Source organism: Alkaliphilus pronyensis, from assembly GCF_009017275.1.
Lineage (GTDB): Bacteria > Bacillota > Clostridia > Peptostreptococcales > Natronincolaceae > Alkaliphilus_C > Alkaliphilus_C pronyensis.
On sequence record NZ_WBZC01000046.1, the window covers coordinates 25519 to 48420 of the forward strand.

Consider the following 22902-nt stretch of genomic DNA (forward strand, 5'->3'; position numbering starts at 1 on the left):
ATAATTTGATGGTAGGTGAATCCTTTGAACTATATGTTTAGAATACTAGTTTTATTTTTATTGCTTATTCTATCTGGTTTTTTTTCTGCTTCAGAGACTGCCTTAATGTCTATAAGCAAGATAAGAGTTAGACACATGCTTGATGAGAAAGTTAAAGGGGCTGACATGATAAGCAAGCTATTGGAAAAGCCAGGAAAGCTGTTAAGCACCATCTTAGTTGGTAATAATGCCGTAAATATTGGAGCATCAGCATTGGCTACTTCTTTGGCAATAGACCTATTCCCCAATAATGGTGTTGCTATTGCTACAGTAGCTATGACTATTTTAGTTTTAATCTTTGCAGAAATAACACCAAAGTCATATGCTGCAAAAAAAGCTGAGGCAGTTTCACTTAAGGTGGTAGGGCCAATGAATTTAGTTATTGTAGCCCTAAAGCCAATAGTTTCTATTTTAACTTATGTAACCAATGGTATAGCCAGCCTATTAGGTTTAAAAATAGATAAAGATCGTCCATTTATTACAGAAGATGAATTAAAAACATTGGTTAATGTAAGCCATGAAGAGGGCGTTTTGGAGGTTGACGAAAAGCAAATGATCCATAATGTTTTCGAGTTTGGAGATATGAGCATTAGGGATGTAATGATTCAAAGAACAGATATAGTGGCAATCAATATAAATGCATCCTTTCAAGAGATAATAGAAATATTTAAGCAGCAACAGTTTTCAAGATACCCCGTTTATGAAGAAAGCATAGATAATATTACAGGCATGCTATATGTAAAGGACTTGTTTTTTGTTGAAAACAATAATGTAGAATTTACCATTACAAATTATATCAGAAAACCTATCTATACCTTTGAGTTTAAGAAAATTAGTGATGTTTTCAAGGAGATGAAAAAAAATCGTATTCATATATCGGTTGTTTTAGATGAGTATGGAGGGACAGCAGGAATAGTTACTATGGAAGACATGATAGAAGAAATTGTTGGAGAGATACAGGATGAATATGATGAGAATGAAGTTGAGATTAATGCACTAAATGATAATGAATATTTATTGGATGGTGCTACAAGAATTAATGATATAAATGAATTGCTGAATATAAATATAGAGACAGAGGAATTTGATTCCATAGGTGGGTTTATTATTGGAGAGCTGGGTAGATTGCCAAAGACAGGAGAAGCAATTAAAGTGAAGGATATAAGCTTTAAGGTAGAAACAGTTGAGAAGAATAGAGTGAAAAACATAAGAGTCCATAAGTAAAAACATATTTAGTTATATTTTAAGCTACTGATAAGTATAATATAGGTTAAGATAGTATTATTGCTTTTATGGCAAATTATGGATGGCGAATTTTGATATAATAATTTTGCATATATATCTTTACATAAGCAAAAATATAATATATAATATTTTAGTGTCCTAAAGATGGCATGTATAAGTAAATATGCTGATGTAGCTCAGCAGGTAGAGCACTTCCTTGGTAAGGAAGAGGTTCGGCGGTTCGAGTCCGCTCATCAGCTCCATTAAAACGTTGATAAAGCCCACTTTTCGAAAGGTTTCGGAGGGTGGGTTTTTAATCATGGTTTTACCTTTCTTAGGATTATTTCATCGTGCTTTGTTACCTCTTTTTCAATACGACTTAATTTTTCAGAGTTCTGTATGTAGCCGTCGAATAAGGCATCAATTTTAGCTTCAATTTTATGTTCTAACTTAAACTCTGCTTTTTCAAATTCCATTTCAACTTTTTCAAGTCGTGTATCAACTTCACTCAATTTACCTTTAATATCGAAAATATCATCCTGTATTTTGCTTTGACCGTCTTTTAAGTCGGCATACATCTTAGTCATTAAATCAAAAAGTTCATCTTGTTTACTCAATTTTAATCCCCCTTATATCATGGTTATAGCTTAAACTAATGGGTATGTTTCTAAATGCAAGATATTTGAAACCCTATGCATTATTAGTTTTGCTGTGTGGTTATAAGCTTTATCTAAGTCAATTATAATCTATTAGAGGGAAATGTGAAACACTTTCAATAAAAAATAGGTATATATACATAAAATGTATAATACCTATTGTAATTGCTACTATTATAACAAAGGCTTAATTCCACTTGTGGCACACATATCTCCAGTTAAAATATAGATTTAATATATATTTAACAGCTTAGCATTATAAATCATAAGGTCTACAAGACTTTCCTGTTCAACCCCTGGAAAATTCCTTAACTCAACTCTTTTAGCTCCACTAAGCTCTTCTATTGCTATACCCTGTGGGTTGTGGTAATTATCTATAATTAAATCTGGCTGTAGCTTAGCTAGCTCTCCTATTTTAGCAGGGCTTAGCTCTTCTGCACCATAGACCTCTACTACATCATAGCCTAAGGATTTTGTATAGGCTGCTAAATGGGTATGGACTAATACTCTTATATCGCTGACATTGCCTTCTTTAGACTTTTCCATTATTACATCCATTGTATTAGAAAACTCAGATACCCATTCCTGCTGTAGGTTAACAGTATTTATTTTTTCAGCAATTATTTTAGTTTGCTCAACTAAATTATCATAGGTATTTGTGGTTTTTACTCTTATTATTTTTTCTTGATCTATATTATTAGCCTCAATTATTTTATTCATAAAGGCTTCGTAGCCAGCCATAATAACCCAATCAGCCTCTTGAATTTTTTTAATATCACTTGGTTTAAAATCATATTCAGGGGGATGCTTTAGCTCTACAGGGGCGATAATGGTTACATTTTTTGCTCCAGCTGCCTCTGCCATTAATGCAGTCCAGCTTGTTGAGGCCACAATGCTTGCTTCCTCTAAATCCTTTAAAGTCTCATCTGCTCCAGTAATCTCATCAGTATTATTACTGCATCCTATTACAGCTAATGTTAACAAGCATATAATTAATAATATCATAAAAGCTTTTTTAAATTTCATTTTTTCTCCTCCATAACATAGTTATTTTTGGGTAAGCAAGCTAATTAATAAAATCAACACACCTGTTAAGGTTATAGTTGCACCAGATGGAAAATCAAAAACCATTGAGAACAACAAGCCTCCAGTGGTTGTAAGGATTCCAAATAGGGAAGTTAGTAAAATAAGCTGCTTGAAGTTTTTTGCTAATCTCATAGCTGACATTGCAGACAAAAGTATTAGTGCATCAATGAGTAAAGCACCAACAATCTTCATTGCAACCCCGATTGATAAACCGGTTAAAAACAAAAGGGCATTTCGTATTTTTTTTGTAGGAACCCCTAACCATTCTGCCTGATCTGAATCATAGAATATTAATTGAATTTCTTTATAAAAAATAACGTAAAATAAAACAATAATTAACGCTAGAACACAAATAAATAATAAATCATTGGAGGTTAAGGTTAATATACTACCAGTAAACAGGCTAAAAACATCAAGGGCCGGGACTCCTGCTTTATAAAAAAGCAAAAATGCAATTGCAATACTGCCAGTCATAAAGAAGGCTCCAATAAGACCTGTATCTAGCTTTAACCTATCAGATAGAGGACCAAATAGCAGCGAGGCTAAGGCAATAGCAGCAATTGCTACGGTAAGTGGATTAGCTCCAAGTGCAAGGCCAATTGCTCCACCTAATAAGCCGAAGTGCATTAATGCAAATCGTATAGTAGTCATATTAAATACAACAATAACAATACCTAGCAATGACATTGTTCCGCCAGCTAGAATTGATGCAATTAAAGCTCTTTGGAAAATAGGCACCTTTAAAAACTCAATAATGTTCATAATGGCACCCCTATATCATTATAGATTTTTCCATTTCTAAGATATACTATACGATCACTTAAGCTAATTGCATGGGCTTTGTCATGGCTAATCATAATTACCGACAATTCATATTGATTCCTAATATTGGATATTGTTGCATCTAGTTTTCTCTGAGAATCTACATCTAAGTGGGTGGTGGGTTCATCCAATAAAAGAATTCTAGGCTTTCTCACCAATGCCCTTGCAATGTTTAGTCTTTGGGTTTGACCTCCCGATAGAGCTTTACAATCATGATGCATCATATCTTCTAGGTTTACTACCCTTAAGATTTCCCTTGTTATTTCCTTATCCCTTAATGAGGGTCTCTTAAAATAAGAAAAGGATGAGCCCCAACGACCCAAAAGGGTTGCATCAAAAACAGAAATAGGAAAATTACCTTTATTATGATTTTGGGGTACATAACCAATTTGTGAACGTAACCATGTATTATCCCTTCCCCAAGCTACTTCCTTGTCAAAAACCCTTATAGTTCCCTTTGTTAGAGGTAGAATTAAAAGGATACTTTTAAACAGGGTGGTTTTTCCAGCACCGTTTTCACCTAGAATTGATACAAATTCTCCTATTTTAACCTTAAAGTCAAGGTTTTTTAATATAGTAACATCTCCATAACCTACAAAAGCATTATTTAATTCTATTGCGTTTTCATTAAACATTAGTATCTATCCTTTTTAAATTTCTACATAAAAAAACACGAAGAAGTGCTTCTATTCTTAGAAACATTGAATCTTCATGATTCTTATAATTAGCATTAGATTACTTTACTTGATTTACAACATTCTTGTTGGTTAAAATTATCTTCAGATAACTGTAATTACAAAAATTATAGCAGTAAATAGATGGATTGTCAATAAACAGTAGGGTTTGGTATAATTTACTTAGCATAATATTATTTTAATTAATGTATGGAGGTAAAAAAATGCGTATAGCTGTTATAGATGGACAGGGTGGGGGAATTGGTAAAGCTATTATAGAGAAGATAAAGGCTCAAAAGAATAAAGATATTTCTGTTTTAGCTTTAGGAACAAATACTATGGCTACTACTAACATGTTGAAGGCAGGGGCAGATGAAGGAGCCACAGGTGAAAATCCTATTGTATATAATTCAGATAAGGTTGATGTTATAGTAGGTGCAGTAGGCATTATTTCACCTAATTCAATTCTAGGTGAGTTAACACCACTAATGGCTAAGGCTATTGGAGAAAGCAATGCTCTAAAAATTCTTATACCCTATAATAAATGCAATATTTACATTACAGGAGTAGTTGATGAATCCTTACAATATCATGTGGATTGTGCAGTAAAAAAAATATTATCCGTGTGTAGCAAATAACAGGTAAGTCAGCGGAATTAGGAGTAAAGTAAATGAACAAGACATTCAAAATTCTTTTATTATTAGCTATATTCAGTTTAATGAGTACTACTACATATGGAGCTGAGGCTTTAGAAAAAGTAGTACTACAATTGAGGTGGCATCATCAATTCCAATTTGCAGGATATTATGCAGCCCTATGGCAGGGCTATTATGAAGAGGAGGGGCTTGAAGTTGAGATAAGGTCTGGCTTCACAGAAGATGGTGGAGTGCTTCAGGCTACAGATGAAGTAGCTGAAGGAAGGGCTGATTTTGGAATTGGGGCTGTAGATATTATTATTGCAAATGATAATGGCTATGACCTATCGATTATAGCCTCAATTTTTCAAAGAAGTGCTGTTGAGTTCTTCATGAAGGAGGATACTGCCTTTACTTCATTAGTAGATTTAGTTGATTTAAAAACTGCTAGAAGAGAGAAGGATCTATTGGATATAGAGCTACAGGCAATGTTGATAGCAGAGGGTATAAACCCAAGCCGACTGGAGATTTATCAGCATACAGGTAGCTTCACTATAGAAGATTTAATTAATGATACCTATGATGTAGTTCCAATTTACTTGAGTAGCATTCTTTATTATTCGGAAGAAAAGGACATTCAATTAAAGTCAATAAAACCAATTGACTATGGTATTGACTTCTATGGAGATAGCCTATTCACTAGACGAAATCTAACCAAAGAGAAGCCTGAAATGGTTGAAGGGTTTAAAAGAGCTACTATAAAAGGCTGGGAATATGCCCTTGAAAATCCTGGGGAGATAGCAGAAAAAATTGCCTTACTTGTTGAAGCAGATACAAGCAAAAATGAATCTACTATTGCATATAATAGATTTCAAGCTGAGAAGGTTTTAGAATTAACCTATCACCCAGTTGTGGAAGTTGGAAACATAAATCCATATAGATGGGAAAAAACCCATGAAACTCTGCATAAATTGAATTTAGTTTCTAAGGACTTTGATATAAACACCTTAATTTTTGATTATGAAGCAATAAAAATGGAGGAAGCTAAAGTACAGGAGAAGGTTTTAAGGGTGCTATTCTTTTCTGCATTAATATTATTACTGGTTATACTAATAATTCATATTACAGAGAAGAAAACAAAGAGACAGTTAGAGGAGCTGTTTCAGAAGGAAATGGCGGAAAACAAAAAGAAGGAAGGAATAATAATATATCAGGCAAGAATGGCCGCCATGGGTGAAATGATAGCAAACATAGCCCACCAATGGAGACAGCCCTTAAATAACTTAGGGTTAATTATTGCAAATATACAAGATGAATATTATCATAGGGAGTTAACTGAGGATTCCCTTACAGATGCAGTTGAAAGATCAAGAAGGCTAATACATAAAATGTCAGATACAATAGACGACTTTAGGTACTTTTCTAATCCGAAAACTGATAAAGAGTCCTTTTCTGTTTATGATAGTATAATTGCAGTGTTGGAATTAGTGGAGGAAAAATTGAAGCTTAATAACATTAAGGTTTATTTTAATTGCATAACATCAAAAAAGGCTTATGGCTATAGCAATCAATATTCACAGGCTATGTTTAACATAATCATAAACGCAATAGATGCCCTTATAGCTTCTGGGGTAGATAATAAAGAAATTAATATAAGTATACTAGAAAAAAACAATTACATTATAACTGAGATAGTAGACAATGGTGGCGGCATAGATGATGATATAAAGGATTATATTTTTGATATTTACTTTACAACAAAGGAAAAATCTAAAGGGACAGGCTTAGGCCTGTATATGACAAGGATAATAATTGAAAACAATTTAAATGGCAGGATAGACTGGCAAAACACAAAGGATGGAGTTAAAATGGTAGTGGAAGTACCATGTAAAGGGGTGGATGATTGTGGCAATGACTAACAAAAACAATGTATTAAGCAACCTAAGGGTGCTTTATGTAGAGGATGAAGAAGCCACCAAATACGAAATGATCAAGCTTCTAAAGCGTAGAATAGGGAAGCTATATACTGCGGAAAATGGAGTAGAAGGAATTGAAGCATTTAAAGAAAACAATCCCCATATAGTTATAACTGACTTGAAAATGCCAATAATGGATGGACTAGAGATGATTAGAAACATAAGAAAAATGGGATATACATCATCAATTATAATAACCTCAGCTCTATCGGATACAGAGACAATAATAGAGGCTGTGGAGGTAGGTATTGTAAAATATGTAGTTAAACCAATTAATCCAATGGAGCTTATTCATACTATGGAAAAGGTAGGAAGAGAGATTTTTAAAAACAAAATGAAGGAAACTGTAATTGAAGATAATATTTTATTAAGCAAAGAGGAGAAATTAATTATTGAAAAAAAGATAAAAAGTGAAGTTGCACATTTTATAAAAGTCCACAGCGGTAAAGGTCCAAAGGATGTTCAAGTCTTTATAGAAGGCGATGTTTTAGAGATTAAAGCCTTTAATACTCTTACCAACTTAGAGCAACACCTAATATCAAATAATAGAAACCATAGTATGGTTGAATATAATAGAAGACTGTTTTACCTAGAGGGTATTAATGGACTAGAAGAAAGAGTTAAGGAAATATTAAAGAATCAAGTAAAAGTAATTGATATAATAATTGATTGTAGAAGAGATATAGATAGGTTAACGTTTTCAATATTATAGTTGCAATTGTTAGATTAGTATGTTAACATATTGACAAAGATTTTTTTAGCAAATTATGTATAGCTAAAGGAGAAAATAAAAGGCTCCATTAGTAGTATAGCTAAATTAAAATGTAATAGCATAGTTGGCAATTTTTAGAAATAGCAGTATATTGTTAGGTTCTAGAGGGTCAGCACTAGAGAAGTTAATCTTCTTTTGTGCTGACCTTTTTTATGTAGTTTTCCTAGGAATGTTTATTTAATTATTCTCAAATAAAGAAGAAGGGAGGAGCAAATTATTCCTGCTAAAAACTAAGTTTAAAGTAAACTAAAATGGAGGGATTACAATGTTAAAAGAAACCACAAAAAGCAGGTCGGTATTTGATTTAAACGGAATTCCAGTATTAGGAAAGGCTATACCCTTAGGATTACAGCATGTTTTAGCAATGATTGTTGGTAACGTTACCCCAGCTATCATAGTTGCTGGAGTGGTAGGACTAAACTCAGCAGATAGAACTCTACTTGTTCAATGTGCAATGTTTATAGCAGGTATTGCAACTCTACTACAGCTTTATCCACTTGGTAAGGTTGGTTCAGGCTTACCAATAATAATGGGTGTAAGCTTTGCATATGTTCCTTCACTAATTGCCATTGGCTCTAGCTATGGAATTGCAGGTATCTTTGGAGCACAGTTAATAGGTGGAGTGGCTGCAATTGTAGTGGGTATATTTATAAAGCCAATAAGAAAATATTTTCCACCACTGGTTGCGGGAACAGTTGTATTTACAATTGGATTGTCCCTTTATCCAATAGCAATAAACTATATTGCTGGCGGTGTAGGCTCACCAACCTATGGAGCCTTTATAAACTGGGGCATAGCTTTAATTACCCTTGCAGTAGTATTGTTTTGCAATCAGTTTACTAAGGGCTATACAAAGCTTGCTTCAATTTTAGTTGGTATAATAGTAGGTTATGTTATAGCTATTGTAATGGGATTAGTAGATTTCACACCAGTAAAGGAGGCTGCATGGTTTGCAGTACCTAAGCCTTTGCATTTCGGAATTGAGTTCTACCCATCTGCAATTATAACAATGGTAATAATGTACATAGTTAATTCTGTTCAAGCAGTTGGAGATTTATCAGCCACAACAGTAGGAGGAATGGGAAGAGAAGTTACCGATAACGAGCTTTCGGGAGGAATTATTGGGAACGGATTCTCAAGTGTAATTGCTTCCTTATTTGGAGGACTTCCAACTGCAACCTATAGTCAAAATGTAGGGATAGTTGCTATGACTAAGGTTGTAAGTAGATTTGTATTAGCTCTTGCAGCTGGCTTTATACTTTTAGGAGGTTTTATACCGAAGTTTGGAGCTGTAATGACTACAATTCCGCAAAGTGTACTGGGTGGAGCCACTATTACAGTATTTGCAATGATAACAATGACAGGAATTAAGTTAATTATTCAAGATGAGTTGTCTGGTAGAAATATTACTATAGTAGGCTTGGCTGTAGCCCTTGGTATGGGAATTACTCAGGTTCCCCAATCATTACAATTGTTTCCCAGTTGGGTGATGATGGTTTTTGGTAGTTCAGCTGTTGTAATTGCAACAGTAGTTGTGTTTACTTTGAATTTAATTCTGCCACAAAAGACCTTAGGGGATGAAAAAAGAGAGAGGGAAGAAATGGAATCGAAGGGGTGATGAATTTGATTACTATAAAAAACTATATTTTTCCATCGACGCTGGAAGAGGCCTATGGGCATTTAATATCAAATAAAAATGCTACCCTCATAGGTGGTGGTGCATTTATTAGAATGGGTAGCAAGAATATTTCTACAGCTATAGATTTATCAAAGTGTGGCTTAAACAGCATTAACGAGCTTAAGGAATCTATAGAAATAGGTGCTATGGTTACATTAGGTGAGATTGAAGCATCACCTATATTAAACAAAAACTTTAACAATATGCTTTCTAACTCCGTTAAGGAAATTGTTGGGGTGCAATTAAGAAATATTGCTACAGTAGGTGCCACAGTATACTCTAAATATGGTTTTTCTGATTTTAACACGGCATTAATGGTGCTAGATACAAAGGTAAAGCTCTACAAGGGTGGTATTATACCCTTAGAAGCCTTTATGGCAGAAAAAGTAGCAAGTAAAGATATTTTACAAAGTATCATTATAAAAAGCAAATATAAAAATGTAAGCTTTAAGTCAATGAGAAACTCTAGGGGAGACTATGCTATCTTAAACATTGCTGTTTCCAAAAATCCAACCATCAAAATAGCTGTAGGAGCAAGACCAGGGAGGGCGGTTTTAGCCTATAACACAATGGAGTATATAAGTAATTACGGCGTCAATAATAAAAATCTTAAGGACATATATGACATAATATCAAATGAAATAGTTTTTGGTAGCAACAGTAGAGGAAGCAGTCAATATCGACAAGCAATATGTAAGGTTTTACTGAAAAAGGCTTTATTGGAGGTGGGTTACCTTGAGGCTTAATACAATAATTAACGGGTCAAAGCTGTCCTTGGAGATTAGACCTGATGAATTTCTTGTGGAGACATTAAGAAGGTATGGGTATATTGGGGTTAAACAGGGCTGTGATACAGGCAGCTGTGGAGTATGTACGATTCATTTAAATGGAAAAGCTGTTTTATCCTGTGTTCTTTTATGTGCAAAGGCGGAGGGTGGAGAAATCACCACCATTGAAGGTGTATAGGAGGAGGCAAAGGTGATTGGTAAATATTTAGTTGATGAAGGTGTTGATCAATGCGGCTATTGCAGTAGCGGTACCATAATGAGTATTCTTTATTTAGAAAAAAGCATTAAAAATCCCTGTGAAGAAGAGATATTACATTACTTAAATGGTAATTTATGTAGATGTACAGGCTACATAGGGCAACTAAGGGCCATAAAGAAATATTTGGAGGTAAAGTACAATGAAGATAGTAAATAGCAGCATATCAAAATTAGATGGTATGAGTCTAGTAACAGGTAAAGCTGCCTATACCGATGATATTGCACCAAAGGATGCCCTTCTAGTAAAGGTTTTAAGGAGCCCCCATGCCTTTGCAAGAATTAAAAATATTGATACCACCGTGGCTGAAAGGGTACCAGGGGTAGTCTGTATTTTTACCTACAAAAATGTAATAAGAAAACCCTTTACTAGGGCTGGACAGTGTTATCCAGAGCTGTCCCCCTATGACAAATTTTTACTGGATGAATATGTAAGGCATATTGGGGATGATGTAGCAATTATTGCTGCAATAGATGAAAAAACTGCTACAAGGGCTATGAAGCTGATAAAGGTTGAATATGAAGTGCTAAAGCCAGTACTAAATATTAAGGAGGCAGAGGACAGTATTCCAGTTCATCCAGAGGAGGATGTATTTACAAATATAGAAGTAGGCTATAATAGAGTAAAAAATATTGTAGCTAAAGTTGATTTTAGCTTAGGAGATATGGAAAAGGCTCTAAAGGATAGTAAAATTATAATAAAAAGAAGCTATACTACACAGTCACAATCACAGGCAATGATGGAATCCCAAAGAACCTATACTTACTTAGATAACTACGACAGATTAGTAGTGGTTACATCAACCCAAATACCCTTCCATGTAAGAAGGATATTATCCAATGCCCTAGACATTCCCGTCAGTAAAATTAGAGTAATGAAGCCCCGTATAGGTGGTGGCTTTGGTTCAAAGCAGACGGTTCAATCAGAGTTTTATCCAGCTTTAGTTACTTTAAAAACTGGTAGACCTGCTAAAATAGTTTATAGCCGTAAGGAAGTATTCACAGGTACCACCTCAAGACATGCCATGACATTTGATATAACCATTGGAGCAGACAAAAAAGGACTTATTAGAGCAATAGATATGGAGGGCTTATGGGACACAGGTGCTTATGGAGAACACGCCCAAACAACCTTAGCCGCAGCTGGTAAAAAGGTTTTAACCCTATATAATAAGGTGGAAGCATGTAGATTCAATGGAAAGGCTGTATATACAAATCGTGTTCCAGGGGGAGCATTTAGGGGATTTGGAGTTACACAAGGTACCTTCGTTTTAGAATCAGCCATAAATGAACTGGCTAAGGAGCTTAACATAAATCCTGTGGCTATTAGGGAGAAAAATATGATTAAAAAAGGTGAAACCACCCCCCTATACAACATTATAACAAAGGGTGCAGGTAAAGAGCCAATGTATATGGATAGCTGTATGTTGGAATACTGTGTAAATAGAGGGAAAGAGCTAATATCATGGGATAAAAAATACCCTAACCAGGTTATAAGCTCCACAAGGGTAAGGGGTATGGGAATGGCAATTTCACAACAGGGGTCAGGACTTCCAAACATAGATATGGCTTCTGCTACCCTAAAGCTTAATGATGATGGCTTTTTTACTCTTATGCTAGGGGCTACTGATATTGGAACCGGCAGTGATACAATATTAAGTCAAATAGCTGCTGAAGCATTAGGTGTAGATATAGATAAGTTAATCGTTTATGCCTCTGATACAGATGTTACCCCCTTCGACAGTGGAGCATATGCATCAAGCACAACCTATACTACAGGTAATGCTGTTATAGCTGCTGCTGAAAAAATGAAAAGCCTTATAGTAACCTATGGTGCTAAATATTTTGATACTATAGAGGAAAATACTATTTTTGATGGCAAAAGGATATACTCAAGAAATGATGGGCAATCAATAACCTTAGAGGAATTTTCTAAAAAAATAACCTACAATATGCTTCATGTACAGCTTACTGCAACTGGCTCCTTTGTTCCTAAAAAAGCAGCTCCACCTTATATGGCAGGATTTGCAGAAGTAGAGGTGGATTTAGAAACTGGTAAAGTAGATGTAATAGATTTTGTGGGTGTAGTGGATTGTGGAACAGCAATAAATCCTAAGCTTGCTAGAATACAGGCAGAGGGAGGAATTGTACAGGGAATAGGTCTTGCCCTATATGAAGAGGTAAAATATACTAAAGAGGGTCGCCTTATTACAGATACCTTTATGGAGTATAAGATACCCACCAGAATGGATATAGGCAACATTCATGTAGAACTGGCTGAGGGCTTTGAGGAGACCGGACCCTATGGAGCAAAATCAATTGGTGAGGTGGTTATTAATACAGTAGCACCTGCCATTACAGATGCAATTTATAATGCATGTGGAGTAAGAATCAGAGATTTACCTGCCACACCAGAAAAGGTACTTCATCTCTATAAAAGTATTAAATGACCTAGAGGCTAGATTACCACAAATTGATACATTTTGAAAATGATAACTTGTAATTATCTAGTATATAATTTGACAATAGATATTTCATTAATTATGATATAAACATATATTAATTTGTAATTAAAGAGGAGGTATTTATGATGAAGAAATGGCAAATAAGCCTCATTGCTTTCGTATGCCTACTGCTGCTCTCATCATTAATGTATGGGGTTAGCCTTTATCATAAATACAAGGCTACATTAAGGGCAATCTCTATTACAGAAGATGTTAATAGTAATACTAATTCTAACAATGAAAACCAACATGATGAAGCAATAACCGATATGCCCTTTATCTTGTTGTTAAATGGCATAAGTGCCCGTAAACAGCTAGATGATGGAGGGCGTTCGGATACTATTATGCTGGCCTTAATAGATGCCCCCCAGAAAAAAGTAACACTTATATCTATACCTAGGGATTCCTATGTAGAGATACCTGAATATGGAATGAAAAAGATTAATGCTGCTTATCCAATAGGTGGCTCTAAGCTACTAGAGGAAACCCTTGAAAACTGGTTGGCTATAGATATTCATGGGTTTGTATCTATTGACTTTGATGGATTTATAAAGCTAGTAGATTTAATTGGTGGCATTGAAGTTGAAGTAACCAGATATATGGAATATGATGACCCAACAGATGGGACAAATATTAGACTATCGCCAGGTAGACAAACACTAGAAGGTAAAAAAGCCTTAGATTATGTTCGTTTTAGGCATAGTAATGATGGAAACCATGCAAGTGATTATGACAGAATGAAAAGACAGCAGGAGGCACTTGGTGGTTTGGTTGATAAAGTCTCCTCCTTTAAATCACTAACAAAACTAAATAGCATGATGGATATTATGGGTAATAATGTTAAAACAACCCTTACACCAAAGGAAATACAAGACCTTATAAAGGCCTTCGCAGCCTTTAGTACAGAGGATTTAGAAAAAACCTCAATACAAGGGGAAGGCTATTATATTAACGGAGGTTGGTATGAGAAAATACCTCAAGAAGAATTAGAAAGAGTTAAGCTAATTATGAAGGATTTTATTTACACAAAAGAATAAAGAATATAAGCCCAGTAATAACTCAGTTAATAGGATTCATAGTCGGCTGACTTTACTGGGTTTATGATAGACGTTTTTGAAATTGACTGGAGTGATTTTATGAAGAGATTTTTTAAAATAATTTTAATTGTTTTTCTCTCATTAACCTTTATGGTTAGCTTTTTTGCAATAGGAACTATTGCACAGGGATTTTTTGGAGGAAACTCAAAAACCGTTAATAACTCAGATAACAACCATATTGATGAAAATAAGTTACCAAAGGAAGAAGTAAAGGGAGAAGAAGTGACAGCTATAGAAGATGAGGCTCAGGAAGCTATAGAAGAAGCAATAAGGAATAAAGAACCAAATAATATAAATGAGGAAAATCCCCTTGCCAATGGTGGTAAAAAGGTATTTTTAACCTTTGATGATGGACCTACAAAAATAACAACTGAAATATTGGAGATATTAAAGGAAAATCAAGTAAATGCAAGTTTTTTTGTAATAGGTAAGCTATTGATTAAGAATACAGATATTGCACTTAAGGCATATGAAGAGGGGAATATGATTTTACCCCATACCTATACCCATGACTATTCTATCTATAGCACCCTTGAAACCTTCTATGAGGACTTTTATGCCATCGAAAAGCTGTATGAAGAGGTTATGGGATTTAAAGCTCCACCAATCCTTCGCTTTCCAGGTGGTTCATCTAATCATAGCTCCTTTGATTATGGTGGAAGGGAATTTATGCCATTGTTGACTGAAGATATTAAGAAAAAAGGATATTACTATATTGATTGGAATGTTAATTCAGGTGATACAGGTATTGATTTCAATGACGGAGAAAAAATGCTTGAAAACATAAAAAAGGCATCTGAGGGTAAGGATTTTATCGTAATACTGTTTCATGATACAGAAAAAAACAAGGAAATGGTATCAATACTTCCACAAGTAATAGAATACTATAGGGATAATGGCTACACCTTTAGAACCTTTAGAGATATTACAGAAGAAGAGCTGGATAAAATGATAGAATTAAAGCTATCTAATAAGCCTATTGTTAGATAATAAATATAAATGCCTTAAGGTATAAGCCTAAGGCTTTTTAGTTCATAATTTATCCATAAACTCCTTCTTAATGCCTTATTAAATAGCGGAAAATTGAACATAATATATTTAATAGACAAAAGGAGGTAGGGTTATATATGACGGTGGCAACGCAGGTTAAGCAAACATATGGAAATTTAAAGGGAGCTTTAGCAACAATTCAAACATATCAGCTACATCATCCAAATCCAGAAACTAAAAGGCTGATGGAGGAATGTAACACTGATTTACAAGCTATAATTGATGCCCTTTCCATAAGAATTAAAGAGATAGAACAAGAAGAACAACAGTTTAAAGGCTTTTAAGTATTGGAGGGATATTAGTGGAAGAATGGATACAAGTTATTCTTAAGGTAGTAGGATTATTTATTTTTTTAGCTATAATTCTACCAATAATAGGAAGAAAACCTATATCTGCCATGACTTCTTTTGATTTCATATCAGGCTTTGTAATTGCAGTATTAATAGCCTTAATAATAACAAATGTTGTAGAAAATGTTATTTTGGGTATAGTAGCCTTAGGATTTTGGCTATTGGCAATTGGCATTGTTAGGTACTTAATACAGAAGTCAAAGTGGGTACATGATCATTTTTATGGTACAGAAATTGTTATTATAAAAGAGGGAAAGGTGCTGGAGGAAAACTTACATTCAACAGGAATTACTGGTGAAGAGCTTCTATCACAGCTACGACGGAAAAGTATTTTTCAGCTGGCAGATGTAGAGTTTGCAGTAATGGAGGCTAATGGGGATATATCTATACTGCCAAAACGAGAAATGCAGCCATTAACACCTAAGGATATGAGGATGCAGGTTAGTACAATACGGGAGCCTCAAACTGTAGTATTGGACGGAAATATACTAGATGAACCATTAAATACTATTGGTGTGAATAGAAGCTGGTTAAAGGCAGAGATAGATAAGGCTGGAGTAACATTAGATAATATTTTTATAGCACAAGTAGATTCTATGGGGGAGTTATATATTGATTTATTTAATGATAGCATACAATTGCCAGTACCAACTACTAAGGAGCTTTTAATGGCTACGTTAAATAAAATTGAAGCTGATTTTATAACTTTTTCATTACAAACACAAAATAAAAGGTGGAAGAAAGAATATAATCAAATGGCTTTAAAAATCAAGGAGATTACTGATAAGCTAGAGCCACACCTTAAAACATAAGAAACTAAAATACGCAATTACTACAACGGCGTTACTAATACTCCCGCCTCTTAGGCGGGAGATTAGTGTCGCCATGCTTCTAATAATTGTAACTAAGCTTTCTTTATTTTGATAATATATCTACTGCTTAAATTGAGGCTCTTGCTCATTAATATAAGCTTGTCTATCCTTTAAGGTTTGTAGGTTATTATCAAGAGATTCTGCTATTTGCTGGAATTGTGTTTTGGCATTTTGGTCTTCAGTTTCTAAAGCAAAGCCTTTAAGAGTAGCTGAAGCACTTTGCAGAGTTGCTATTACTTGCTGCATTTGAGTACCTACCGTCAAAAAAACACCTCCTTTCTTCGTAAAGCTTTAACCTTTAGGTTTAAATATCAAGGATGATATAAATCCAAAAATTATTGCTGAGGAAACACCAGCGCTGGTTACTTCAAATATTCCAGTTAAAACCCCTATAATGCCACTTCGCTGAGCCTCTGAAAGGGCACCCTTTACGAGGGCATTACCAAAGCTACTTATGGGTACAGTTGCTCCAGCACCTGCAAGCTTTATTAATGGGTCATAAAGACCTAGTCCTCCTAGAACTGCACCTGCCACCACCAGTGTACTCATAGTGTGGGCAGGAGTTAATCTAAAAACATCCATCATAAGCTGTCCTATTACACAAATACCTCCTCCTATGACAAAAGCCCAAATAAATTTTTCCATTATATTAAACCTCCTTACATTTCAAAGGATACAGCATGAGCTATGCAGGGGATACTTTCCTTCTGTTGATAGGACATAGGAGATAATAGAGCACCTGTGGCTATAATCAACATTCTATTTATTTCTCCTTTTTTCATTCGATTTACAAGATGCCCATAGGTTACAGTAGCTGAGCATCCACAACCACTACCACCTGCAAAAACCTGCTTATTATCACCATATATTAGTAAGCCACAATCTGTAAATTTATCGGAGGGTATTTTTAATCCATGTTCTGTTAGTAGATCTGTAGCAATTCTATGTCCTACCTTACCTAAATCTCCAGTAGCAATTAAGTCATAATAGTCAGGTTCAACAGCCAGATCTTTAAAATGGGCTTCAATAGTGGCTACTGCTGCCGGTGCCATAGCTGCCCCCATGTTAAAGGGGTCAGACAATCCCATATCAACAACACGGCCTATGGTGGCAGAGGTAATATAGGGTCCATCACCAGCCTTAGAAACTACTGCAGCACCTGCACCAGTAACTGTCCATTGGGCTGTAGGGGGCTTTTGAGCACCATATTCAGTAGGGTACCGATACTGCTTTTCCGCAGAAAGATTATGGCTGCTTGCAGCAGCTAATGTATATTCAGCATTCTGACTATCAACAAGTAAAGATGCTAAAGCTAATCCCTCCATAGCACTTGAGCAGGCACCAAATATACCAAGATATGGTACACCTAAAGTTCTAGCTGTAAAGCTGCTTGATATTATTTGATTCATTAAATCTCCACTAAGTAAAAAATGAATATCCTCCTTTTTAAGCTTTGCCTTTCTAATTGCAGTCTCACATGCATCCTCTAAAAGTTTTTTTTCAGCCTTTTCAAAGCTATCTTGACCTACCCAAATATCTTGGTGTAATACATCAAAATCATCGGCCAAGGGACCTTTAGCCTCAAAGGGACCTCCTACAGCAGAGGAGGAGATTAAGACAGGTTTTGATTTAAATAGCCAGGATTGATGTCCCTTTATCATTTATATTCCACCTAACTTTTCAATAATTATTTTAGTTAAAGCCACAGCAAATCCAGAAAATACACCAAAGGCAATTACAGGTCCTGCAAGCTTAAACATGTTTCCTCCAACACCTAATACGTAGCCTTCGCTCCTATGCTCTATAGAGGCTGATGCTACTGTATTGGCAAAGCCTGTAACAGGAACAGCAGTACCAGCACCAGCCCACTGGGCTATATGATCATATACACCAAAGCCCGTTAGTAAAACAGAGATAATTATTAAAATAGCCACTGTGGGATTACCTGCAGTTACTTCTGTAAAATTAAAATATCTTATAAAAAACCATTGTAACCCTTGACCAAATGTACATATAATGCCTCCAACCAAAAATGCTTTAATTGCATTGGTGACAACTGGTCTTTTAGGCTCTCTTGTTTTAGCAAATGCTTGATATTTCTGTTGAGTAGGAGTAAGCTTCTTTTTTTTCTTACTAGACATAGGTTCACCTTCTTTAAAAGTTTTTATGTTTTTTTTACTTTATGGCTCTAAAGGTTGGTTTCAATACTATTATTACCGATTGATTTTTTTGTATTCTAAATAAATAACAGATATTTGAAGTAAAAAACCCTATACCAAGCAGAAAAATTTACTGCTTAATACAGGGGTAATTTTGCTTTTAGCTATTTTTTTCGTTACCGCATTCTGTCTCACTGCCTTTTAATATACCAATTCCATGTGAAAGGGCTGGAACTATAACCTCTAGCCCTTCTCGCACTCCCTTTGGACTACCAGGTAGGTTAATGATTAAAGTTTGCTTCCTGATACCAGCAACTGCCCTTGAAAGCATTGCCTTTGGTGTAATAGAAAGACTTTTCATCCGTATTGCCTCTGGTATACCTGGAACATTGCGATCAATTACCTCTAGTGTTGCTTCAGGTGTTATATCTCTAGGTGAGAGACCAGTACCTCCAGTTGTTATTATTAAATCTAAATTCAATATGTCACACATGTAAATCATTTTTTCAATTAGCTTTTCTTTTTCGTCAGGTACAATAGCATATTCAACTACATTACCACCAATATCCTTCAGTATTTCACCAATTAAAGGGCCACTGTTGTCAACCCTTTCTCCCTTAAATCCTTTATCACTTGCTGTTATAACTCCAACAGTAAACATTGTTTTACCTCCTAATTATGTAATAAATGTTAAAGAATAGTCACATTAATTTGCTGGAAAAAAATTCATAGGAAAGATATAATATTAGTATAGCATAGAAGCATAATTGAATACATCATTAAGAAAGACAAGGGGGTAATACTGTGAAGTTCATAGCTCGTTTATTAGTAAGTGCTGCATCTATTTATATTATTTCTTATTTTATGGGAGGGATAATGGTAACTACCATTGAAGCTACTTTAATGGCTGCATTTATATTAGGATTAGTTAATACTTTTGTTAAGCCGTTAATTGTTTTTTTTACACTGCCACTAAACATTATGACCTTAGGCTTATTTACATTTTTTATAAATGGAATAGTTCTATATGCTACTGCGGCAGTAGTAGATGGCTTTTATGTCTCAACACTATGGGATGCTGTTATAGGTTCTATTTTAATAAGCATAACTAACATGATACTAAGTGGAATGATTGGAATAAAGAAGTAGGCTTTTAAAAATTGTAGAAATGTCAAAATAAGCTAAAATTAAACAAAACAAGTGTTTTTTTGATGAAGGATATAGACAATAAAGAATAGAACATATACTGGAAATAAAGTTATCCATAGGAGGAGGTATATGTATTGCTATTGAATTATGAAGTTCTGGATAATAAATTAGTAGTTAAGCTGGAGGGAGAGTTAGATCATCATGTGTCTGAGGAGATTCGTCAGGAGTTAGATGAACTTATCGAAAAGAAGAGATGTAAGCTATTAATATTTGATTTAAGTGGTCTACATTTCATGGATAGCTCAGGTATTGGTGTAATAATGGGTAGATATAAGAGCATATCAAAGAATGGCGGCAAAGTATGTGTAATTAAAGTATCTGATAAAATTGATAAAATATTTAATTTATCAGGACTGTATCGTATTGTTGATAAACATGAAAATTTGAAGGATGCCTTGGATAGTATGTAAAGGAGTGTAAATAATGGAATATAAGAACTATATGAAGTTAGAGTTTGAAAGTAAATCTCAGAATGAGGCATTTGCAAGAGTAGTTGTAGCTGCCTTTGCATCTCAGCTTGACCCTACTATAGAAGAGATTACTGATGTAAAAACTGCTGTATCAGAAGCTGTAACCAATGCAATAATACATGGCTATGAAAAGGCTACGGGTATGGTTAGGGTTATTTGTACAATAAGGGATAATGAGCTTGAAGTAATCATCGAAGATGATGGACAAGGTATTGTAGATGTTGAAAAAGCAATGGAACCCCTTTATACATCAAAACCAGAGCTGGAGAGATCTGGTATGGGTTTCACAGTAATGGAAACATTTATGGATAAGGTTGATGTATATTCTGAGGCAGGAAAGGGAACAAGAATAAAGATGGTAAAAAAATTTAATAGCCTCAATAGGAGCAAGGATGTAAAATAAGGGGTAGATAAAATGAATCATATGGCGATATCAGGGGAACAAAGAGAAATATTACAGCACGAAGAAACGATGAGATTAATAGCACTGGCACAAAAAGGAGATGTTAAGGCTCAAGAGATTCTAGTTAGTAATAACTTAGGCTTAGTACGGAGTGTTATAAAAAAGTTTTCAAATAGGGGCTATGAAAAGGAGGATCTTTTTCAGCTAGGCAGCATTGGTTTAATTAAAGCTATTAAAAAATTTGATGTAAGCTTTGATGTTCGTTTTTCTACTTATGCTGTACCTATGATTATAGGAGAAATAAAAAGGTTTTTAAGGGACGATGGCATTATTAAAGTATCTAGGTCATTAAAGCAAACTGCTGCTAAGGTAAAGTATTCAAAGGAAAGGCTTACAAAAGAGCTGGGGAGAGAAGCAACACTTCAAGAGATTTCTGATGACTTAAACATTTCTAAGGAAGAAATCGTAATGGCAATTGATTCCAGTAGCTATCCAGAATACCTTTATGATGTGATACATCACGATGATGGAGCACCAATTCACTTAATGGATAAGGTTGGAGAAACAGATTCACTGGAGGATAGTGAGGTAATTGACAGAATTATACTTAAGGATGTTATTGCTAAGCTGCAACCAAGAGAAAGACAAATAATAATACTAAGATACTTTAAAGATAAAACCCAAACAGAAATTGCTGAGGTATTAGGTATTTCACAGGTTCAAGTTTCTAGAATTGAAAAGAAGATTTTAAAATCAATGAAGGAATATATGAAGATGGCTTAACAATTTAAATTTACTTATAAAAGAATTTGATAACTATCAATTTCTTTTTTTTTGCAGACATTTAGTAAAGAATTAAATATTGATTTTCGTTAATAATAAAATTAAGGATGGTGATACAACTATGAAGTTATTAAAAAACAAAAAAAACATAGTTTTAATTTTAATCATTTCAATAATTGTCGCCTCAAGTTGGTTACTATATAGTAGCATGCAGGAGGACCCTGTACCTGAGAAGGCTGATCTTGTTTTATCTAGGTGTAGTTATTAATACTATGCTACTTAAGTGAGAGTAAAGTGGCCCTGAGCTGCCAATTAATTGAAACCAAGCTTTCTGACATTGCTAGAGGAGTGAAATAATGGATTCAAATAATGAAATCTACATTCAAGCAAAGGGTAAGGTGATATTGAATAAAAATAAGCCTGTTTTTTTAAAGGAGCTAGTTGAGGTTTACTGTCAAAAAGAGATTGAAAAAAAAATAGATAATATAGTATACAGCAATAAGCAATTATCTAAAGACAAAGCCAATGTCATTTCAGTACTGACAGTTATTAAGCTTATAAGGAAGGAAATTCCTAATGCATCCATTCGGGTGCTGGGGGAACCAGAAATTCTTTTGGCCTTTAAAGAAGATATAGATAAGAAGGACAGACTAAAGCTTTTCAGGTTAGCCTTAGTTTCTTTTTTACTTTTTATAGGCTCAATAACAGCTATAGTCAACTTTCATTCTGATGTTGATATGAAGCTGGCCCATCAAACCATTTATCGAGTTATAACAGGTGAAGTAATAGAGTCGCCATTGCTACTGCAAATACCTTATAGTTTAGGAATTGGAGTTGGTATGTCTGTTTTTTTTAATCACATTTTTAAGAAAAAAATAAATACTGAGCCAAGCCCCCTTGAAGTAGAAATGTATCTTTATCAGCAAAATATGGATAATTATATTAAGAATAATGAAAACTATACTGAAATGAAAGAGAAGAATAAAAAATGATAAATCTTCTAGTTATTATAACTGGGTTTTCTAATGGAATAGTTGTTGGAAGCGGTATAGTAGCATTATTAACATTGTTAGATATAATACCTAGGCTGGCACAGCTAACCAACACATATAAGTATGTTGAGTTATATGAAAATGTAATAATTATAGGCTCAGTTTTAGCAGCAATTACTTCATTAACAAGCTTAGCAATAAGCATTAATAAACCACTAATTATTATAATAGGACTTTTCATGGGTACCTTTGTTGGCTTGCTGGCATCTGCGTTGGCAGAGGTAATGAATGTTATTCCAGTATTAATAAGAAGATTTAGGCTACAGGGGTATGTTATATATATATTGTATTCACTGATATGTGGTAAGGTTTTAGGATCATTGTTGGACTTTCTACTAATAAAATAAT

The 22902-nt window shown here is 34.4% G+C and carries 29 protein-coding genes and 1 tRNA gene; 21 read left to right on the forward strand and 9 right to left on the reverse strand.

Annotated features, from left to right (window positions below):
- Positions 1-33: 33 nt before the first annotated feature.
- Together F8154_RS11470 and F8154_RS11475 are read left to right on the forward strand one after the other, a co-directional pair.
- Positions 34-1263: an HlyC/CorC family transporter gene (locus tag F8154_RS11470; protein WP_330577895.1), complete on the forward strand. Its 1230-nt coding sequence runs from the start codon at positions 34-36 to the stop codon at positions 1261-1263.
- Positions 1264-1449: 186 nt separating this feature from the next.
- Positions 1450-1526, forward strand: a tRNA-Thr gene (locus tag F8154_RS11475).
- Positions 1527-1580: 54 nt separating this feature from the next.
- Here the strand turns inward: F8154_RS11475 and F8154_RS11480 are convergent.
- From F8154_RS11480 to F8154_RS11495, 4 genes are all read right to left on the reverse strand, one after another.
- A complete protein-coding gene (locus F8154_RS11480; protein ID WP_151861764.1) occupies positions 1581-1880 on the reverse strand; it encodes a hypothetical protein in 300 nt (99 codons plus the stop codon).
- A gap of 270 nt (positions 1881-2150) precedes the next feature.
- Positions 2151-2945: a metal ABC transporter solute-binding protein, Zn/Mn family gene (locus tag F8154_RS11485; RefSeq protein ID WP_151861765.1), complete on the reverse strand. Its 795-nt coding sequence runs from the start codon at positions 2943-2945 to the stop codon at positions 2151-2153.
- Between the two features lie 21 nt (positions 2946-2966).
- Entirely contained in the window at positions 2967-3767 is an 801-nt protein-coding gene (locus F8154_RS11490; protein WP_151861766.1) for a metal ABC transporter permease, read from the reverse strand.
- A complete protein-coding gene (locus tag F8154_RS11495; protein ID WP_151861767.1) occupies positions 3764-4462 on the reverse strand; it encodes a metal ABC transporter ATP-binding protein in 699 nt (232 codons plus the stop codon). Before F8154_RS11495 ends, F8154_RS11490 begins: the two co-directional genes overlap by 4 nt.
- A 263-nt stretch (positions 4463-4725) precedes the next feature.
- On the opposite strand from F8154_RS11495, the gene F8154_RS11500 reads away from it, so the two are divergent.
- From F8154_RS11500 to F8154_RS11550, 12 genes are all read left to right on the forward strand, one after another.
- Complete coding sequence (locus tag F8154_RS11500) at positions 4726-5139, forward strand: DUF3842 family protein (protein WP_151861768.1); 414 nt, start codon at positions 4726-4728, stop codon at positions 5137-5139.
- Between the two features lie 32 nt (positions 5140-5171).
- A complete protein-coding gene (locus F8154_RS11505; RefSeq protein ID WP_151861769.1) occupies positions 5172-7055 on the forward strand; it encodes an ABC transporter substrate-binding protein in 1884 nt (627 codons plus the stop codon).
- Positions 7048-7824: a Na-translocating system protein MpsC family protein gene (locus tag F8154_RS11510; RefSeq protein WP_151861792.1), complete on the forward strand. Its 777-nt coding sequence runs from the start codon at positions 7048-7050 to the stop codon at positions 7822-7824. The genes F8154_RS11505 and F8154_RS11510 overlap by 8 nt, the downstream gene beginning before the upstream one ends.
- A gap of 325 nt (positions 7825-8149) precedes the next feature.
- Positions 8150-9502, forward strand: a complete 1353-nt coding sequence (locus F8154_RS11515; RefSeq protein ID WP_151861770.1) for a uracil-xanthine permease family protein — start codon at positions 8150-8152, stop codon at positions 9500-9502.
- A gap of 5 nt (positions 9503-9507) precedes the next feature.
- Entirely contained in the window at positions 9508-10308 is an 801-nt protein-coding gene (locus tag F8154_RS11520) for an FAD binding domain-containing protein (RefSeq protein WP_207706881.1), read from the forward strand.
- Positions 10298-10528, forward strand: a complete 231-nt coding sequence (locus F8154_RS15625; RefSeq protein WP_330577896.1) for a (2Fe-2S)-binding protein — start codon at positions 10298-10300, stop codon at positions 10526-10528. The genes F8154_RS11520 and F8154_RS15625 overlap by 11 nt, the downstream gene beginning before the upstream one ends.
- A gap of 12 nt (positions 10529-10540) precedes the next feature.
- A complete protein-coding gene (locus F8154_RS15630; RefSeq protein ID WP_330577897.1) occupies positions 10541-10765 on the forward strand; it encodes a 2Fe-2S iron-sulfur cluster-binding protein in 225 nt (74 codons plus the stop codon).
- Entirely contained in the window at positions 10749-13055 is a 2307-nt protein-coding gene (locus F8154_RS11530) for a xanthine dehydrogenase family protein molybdopterin-binding subunit (protein ID WP_151861772.1), read from the forward strand. Before F8154_RS15630 ends, F8154_RS11530 begins: the two co-directional genes overlap by 17 nt.
- A gap of 140 nt (positions 13056-13195) precedes the next feature.
- A complete protein-coding gene (locus F8154_RS11535) occupies positions 13196-14146 on the forward strand; it encodes an LCP family protein (protein WP_207706882.1) in 951 nt (316 codons plus the stop codon).
- Between the two features lie 99 nt (positions 14147-14245).
- Complete coding sequence (locus F8154_RS11540; protein WP_192930274.1) at positions 14246-15196, forward strand: polysaccharide deacetylase family protein; 951 nt, start codon at positions 14246-14248, stop codon at positions 15194-15196.
- A 137-nt stretch (positions 15197-15333) separates the two neighbouring features.
- Complete coding sequence (locus F8154_RS11545) at positions 15334-15540, forward strand: DUF1657 domain-containing protein (RefSeq protein ID WP_151861775.1); 207 nt, start codon at positions 15334-15336, stop codon at positions 15538-15540.
- 17 nt (positions 15541-15557) lie between these two features.
- A complete protein-coding gene (locus tag F8154_RS11550) occupies positions 15558-16418 on the forward strand; it encodes a DUF421 domain-containing protein (protein ID WP_151861776.1) in 861 nt (286 codons plus the stop codon).
- 120 nt (positions 16419-16538) lie between these two features.
- On the opposite strand, the gene F8154_RS11555 is transcribed toward F8154_RS11550, so the two are convergent.
- The 5 genes from F8154_RS11555 to F8154_RS11575 form a co-directional block, all read right to left on the reverse strand.
- The gene (locus F8154_RS11555) at positions 16539-16742 is read right to left on the reverse strand and encodes a DUF1657 domain-containing protein (RefSeq protein ID WP_151861777.1); all 204 of its coding nucleotides are present in this window, start codon (positions 16740-16742) and stop codon (positions 16539-16541) included.
- A gap of 27 nt (positions 16743-16769) precedes the next feature.
- Positions 16770-17123 carry a stage V sporulation protein AE gene (spoVAE, locus tag F8154_RS11560; protein ID WP_151861778.1) on the reverse strand — a complete coding sequence of 118 codons (354 nt, stop codon included), beginning with the start codon at positions 17121-17123 and terminating at the stop codon, positions 16770-16772.
- A gap of 14 nt (positions 17124-17137) precedes the next feature.
- Entirely contained in the window at positions 17138-18139 is a 1002-nt protein-coding gene (gene spoVAD, locus F8154_RS11565) for a stage V sporulation protein AD (RefSeq protein WP_151861779.1), read from the reverse strand.
- Complete coding sequence (gene spoVAC, locus F8154_RS11570; protein WP_151861780.1) at positions 18140-18619, reverse strand: stage V sporulation protein AC; 480 nt, start codon at positions 18617-18619, stop codon at positions 18140-18142.
- A 178-nt stretch (positions 18620-18797) separates the two neighbouring features.
- Complete coding sequence (locus tag F8154_RS11575; protein ID WP_151861781.1) at positions 18798-19298, reverse strand: MogA/MoaB family molybdenum cofactor biosynthesis protein; 501 nt, start codon at positions 19296-19298, stop codon at positions 18798-18800.
- 143 nt (positions 19299-19441) lie between these two features.
- Between F8154_RS11575 and F8154_RS11580 the strand changes: the two genes are divergently transcribed.
- From F8154_RS11580 to F8154_RS11605, 7 genes are all read left to right on the forward strand, one after another.
- Positions 19442-19786 carry a phage holin family protein gene (locus F8154_RS11580; RefSeq protein WP_151861782.1) on the forward strand — a complete coding sequence of 115 codons (345 nt, stop codon included), beginning with the start codon at positions 19442-19444 and terminating at the stop codon, positions 19784-19786.
- A gap of 134 nt (positions 19787-19920) precedes the next feature.
- A complete protein-coding gene (gene spoIIAA, locus F8154_RS11585; RefSeq protein WP_151861783.1) occupies positions 19921-20256 on the forward strand; it encodes an anti-sigma F factor antagonist in 336 nt (111 codons plus the stop codon).
- A gap of 13 nt (positions 20257-20269) precedes the next feature.
- Positions 20270-20719 carry an anti-sigma F factor gene (spoIIAB, locus tag F8154_RS11590; protein WP_151861784.1) on the forward strand — a complete coding sequence of 150 codons (450 nt, stop codon included), beginning with the start codon at positions 20270-20272 and terminating at the stop codon, positions 20717-20719.
- A gap of 12 nt (positions 20720-20731) precedes the next feature.
- Positions 20732-21502 (forward strand): RNA polymerase sporulation sigma factor SigF, encoded by a 771-nt coding sequence (gene sigF, locus F8154_RS11595; RefSeq protein WP_151861785.1) that lies wholly within the window; start codon positions 20732-20734, stop codon positions 21500-21502.
- A gap of 121 nt (positions 21503-21623) precedes the next feature.
- Positions 21624-21770 carry a hypothetical protein gene (locus F8154_RS15160; RefSeq protein WP_192930275.1) on the forward strand — a complete coding sequence of 49 codons (147 nt, stop codon included), beginning with the start codon at positions 21624-21626 and terminating at the stop codon, positions 21768-21770.
- Between the two features lie 88 nt (positions 21771-21858).
- Positions 21859-22494: a stage V sporulation protein AA gene (locus F8154_RS11600; protein WP_151861786.1), complete on the forward strand. Its 636-nt coding sequence runs from the start codon at positions 21859-21861 to the stop codon at positions 22492-22494.
- Positions 22491-22901 (forward strand): stage V sporulation protein AB, encoded by a 411-nt coding sequence (locus F8154_RS11605; protein ID WP_151861787.1) that lies wholly within the window; start codon positions 22491-22493, stop codon positions 22899-22901. The genes F8154_RS11600 and F8154_RS11605 overlap by 4 nt, the downstream gene beginning before the upstream one ends.
- Position 22902 lies beyond the last annotated feature (1 nt).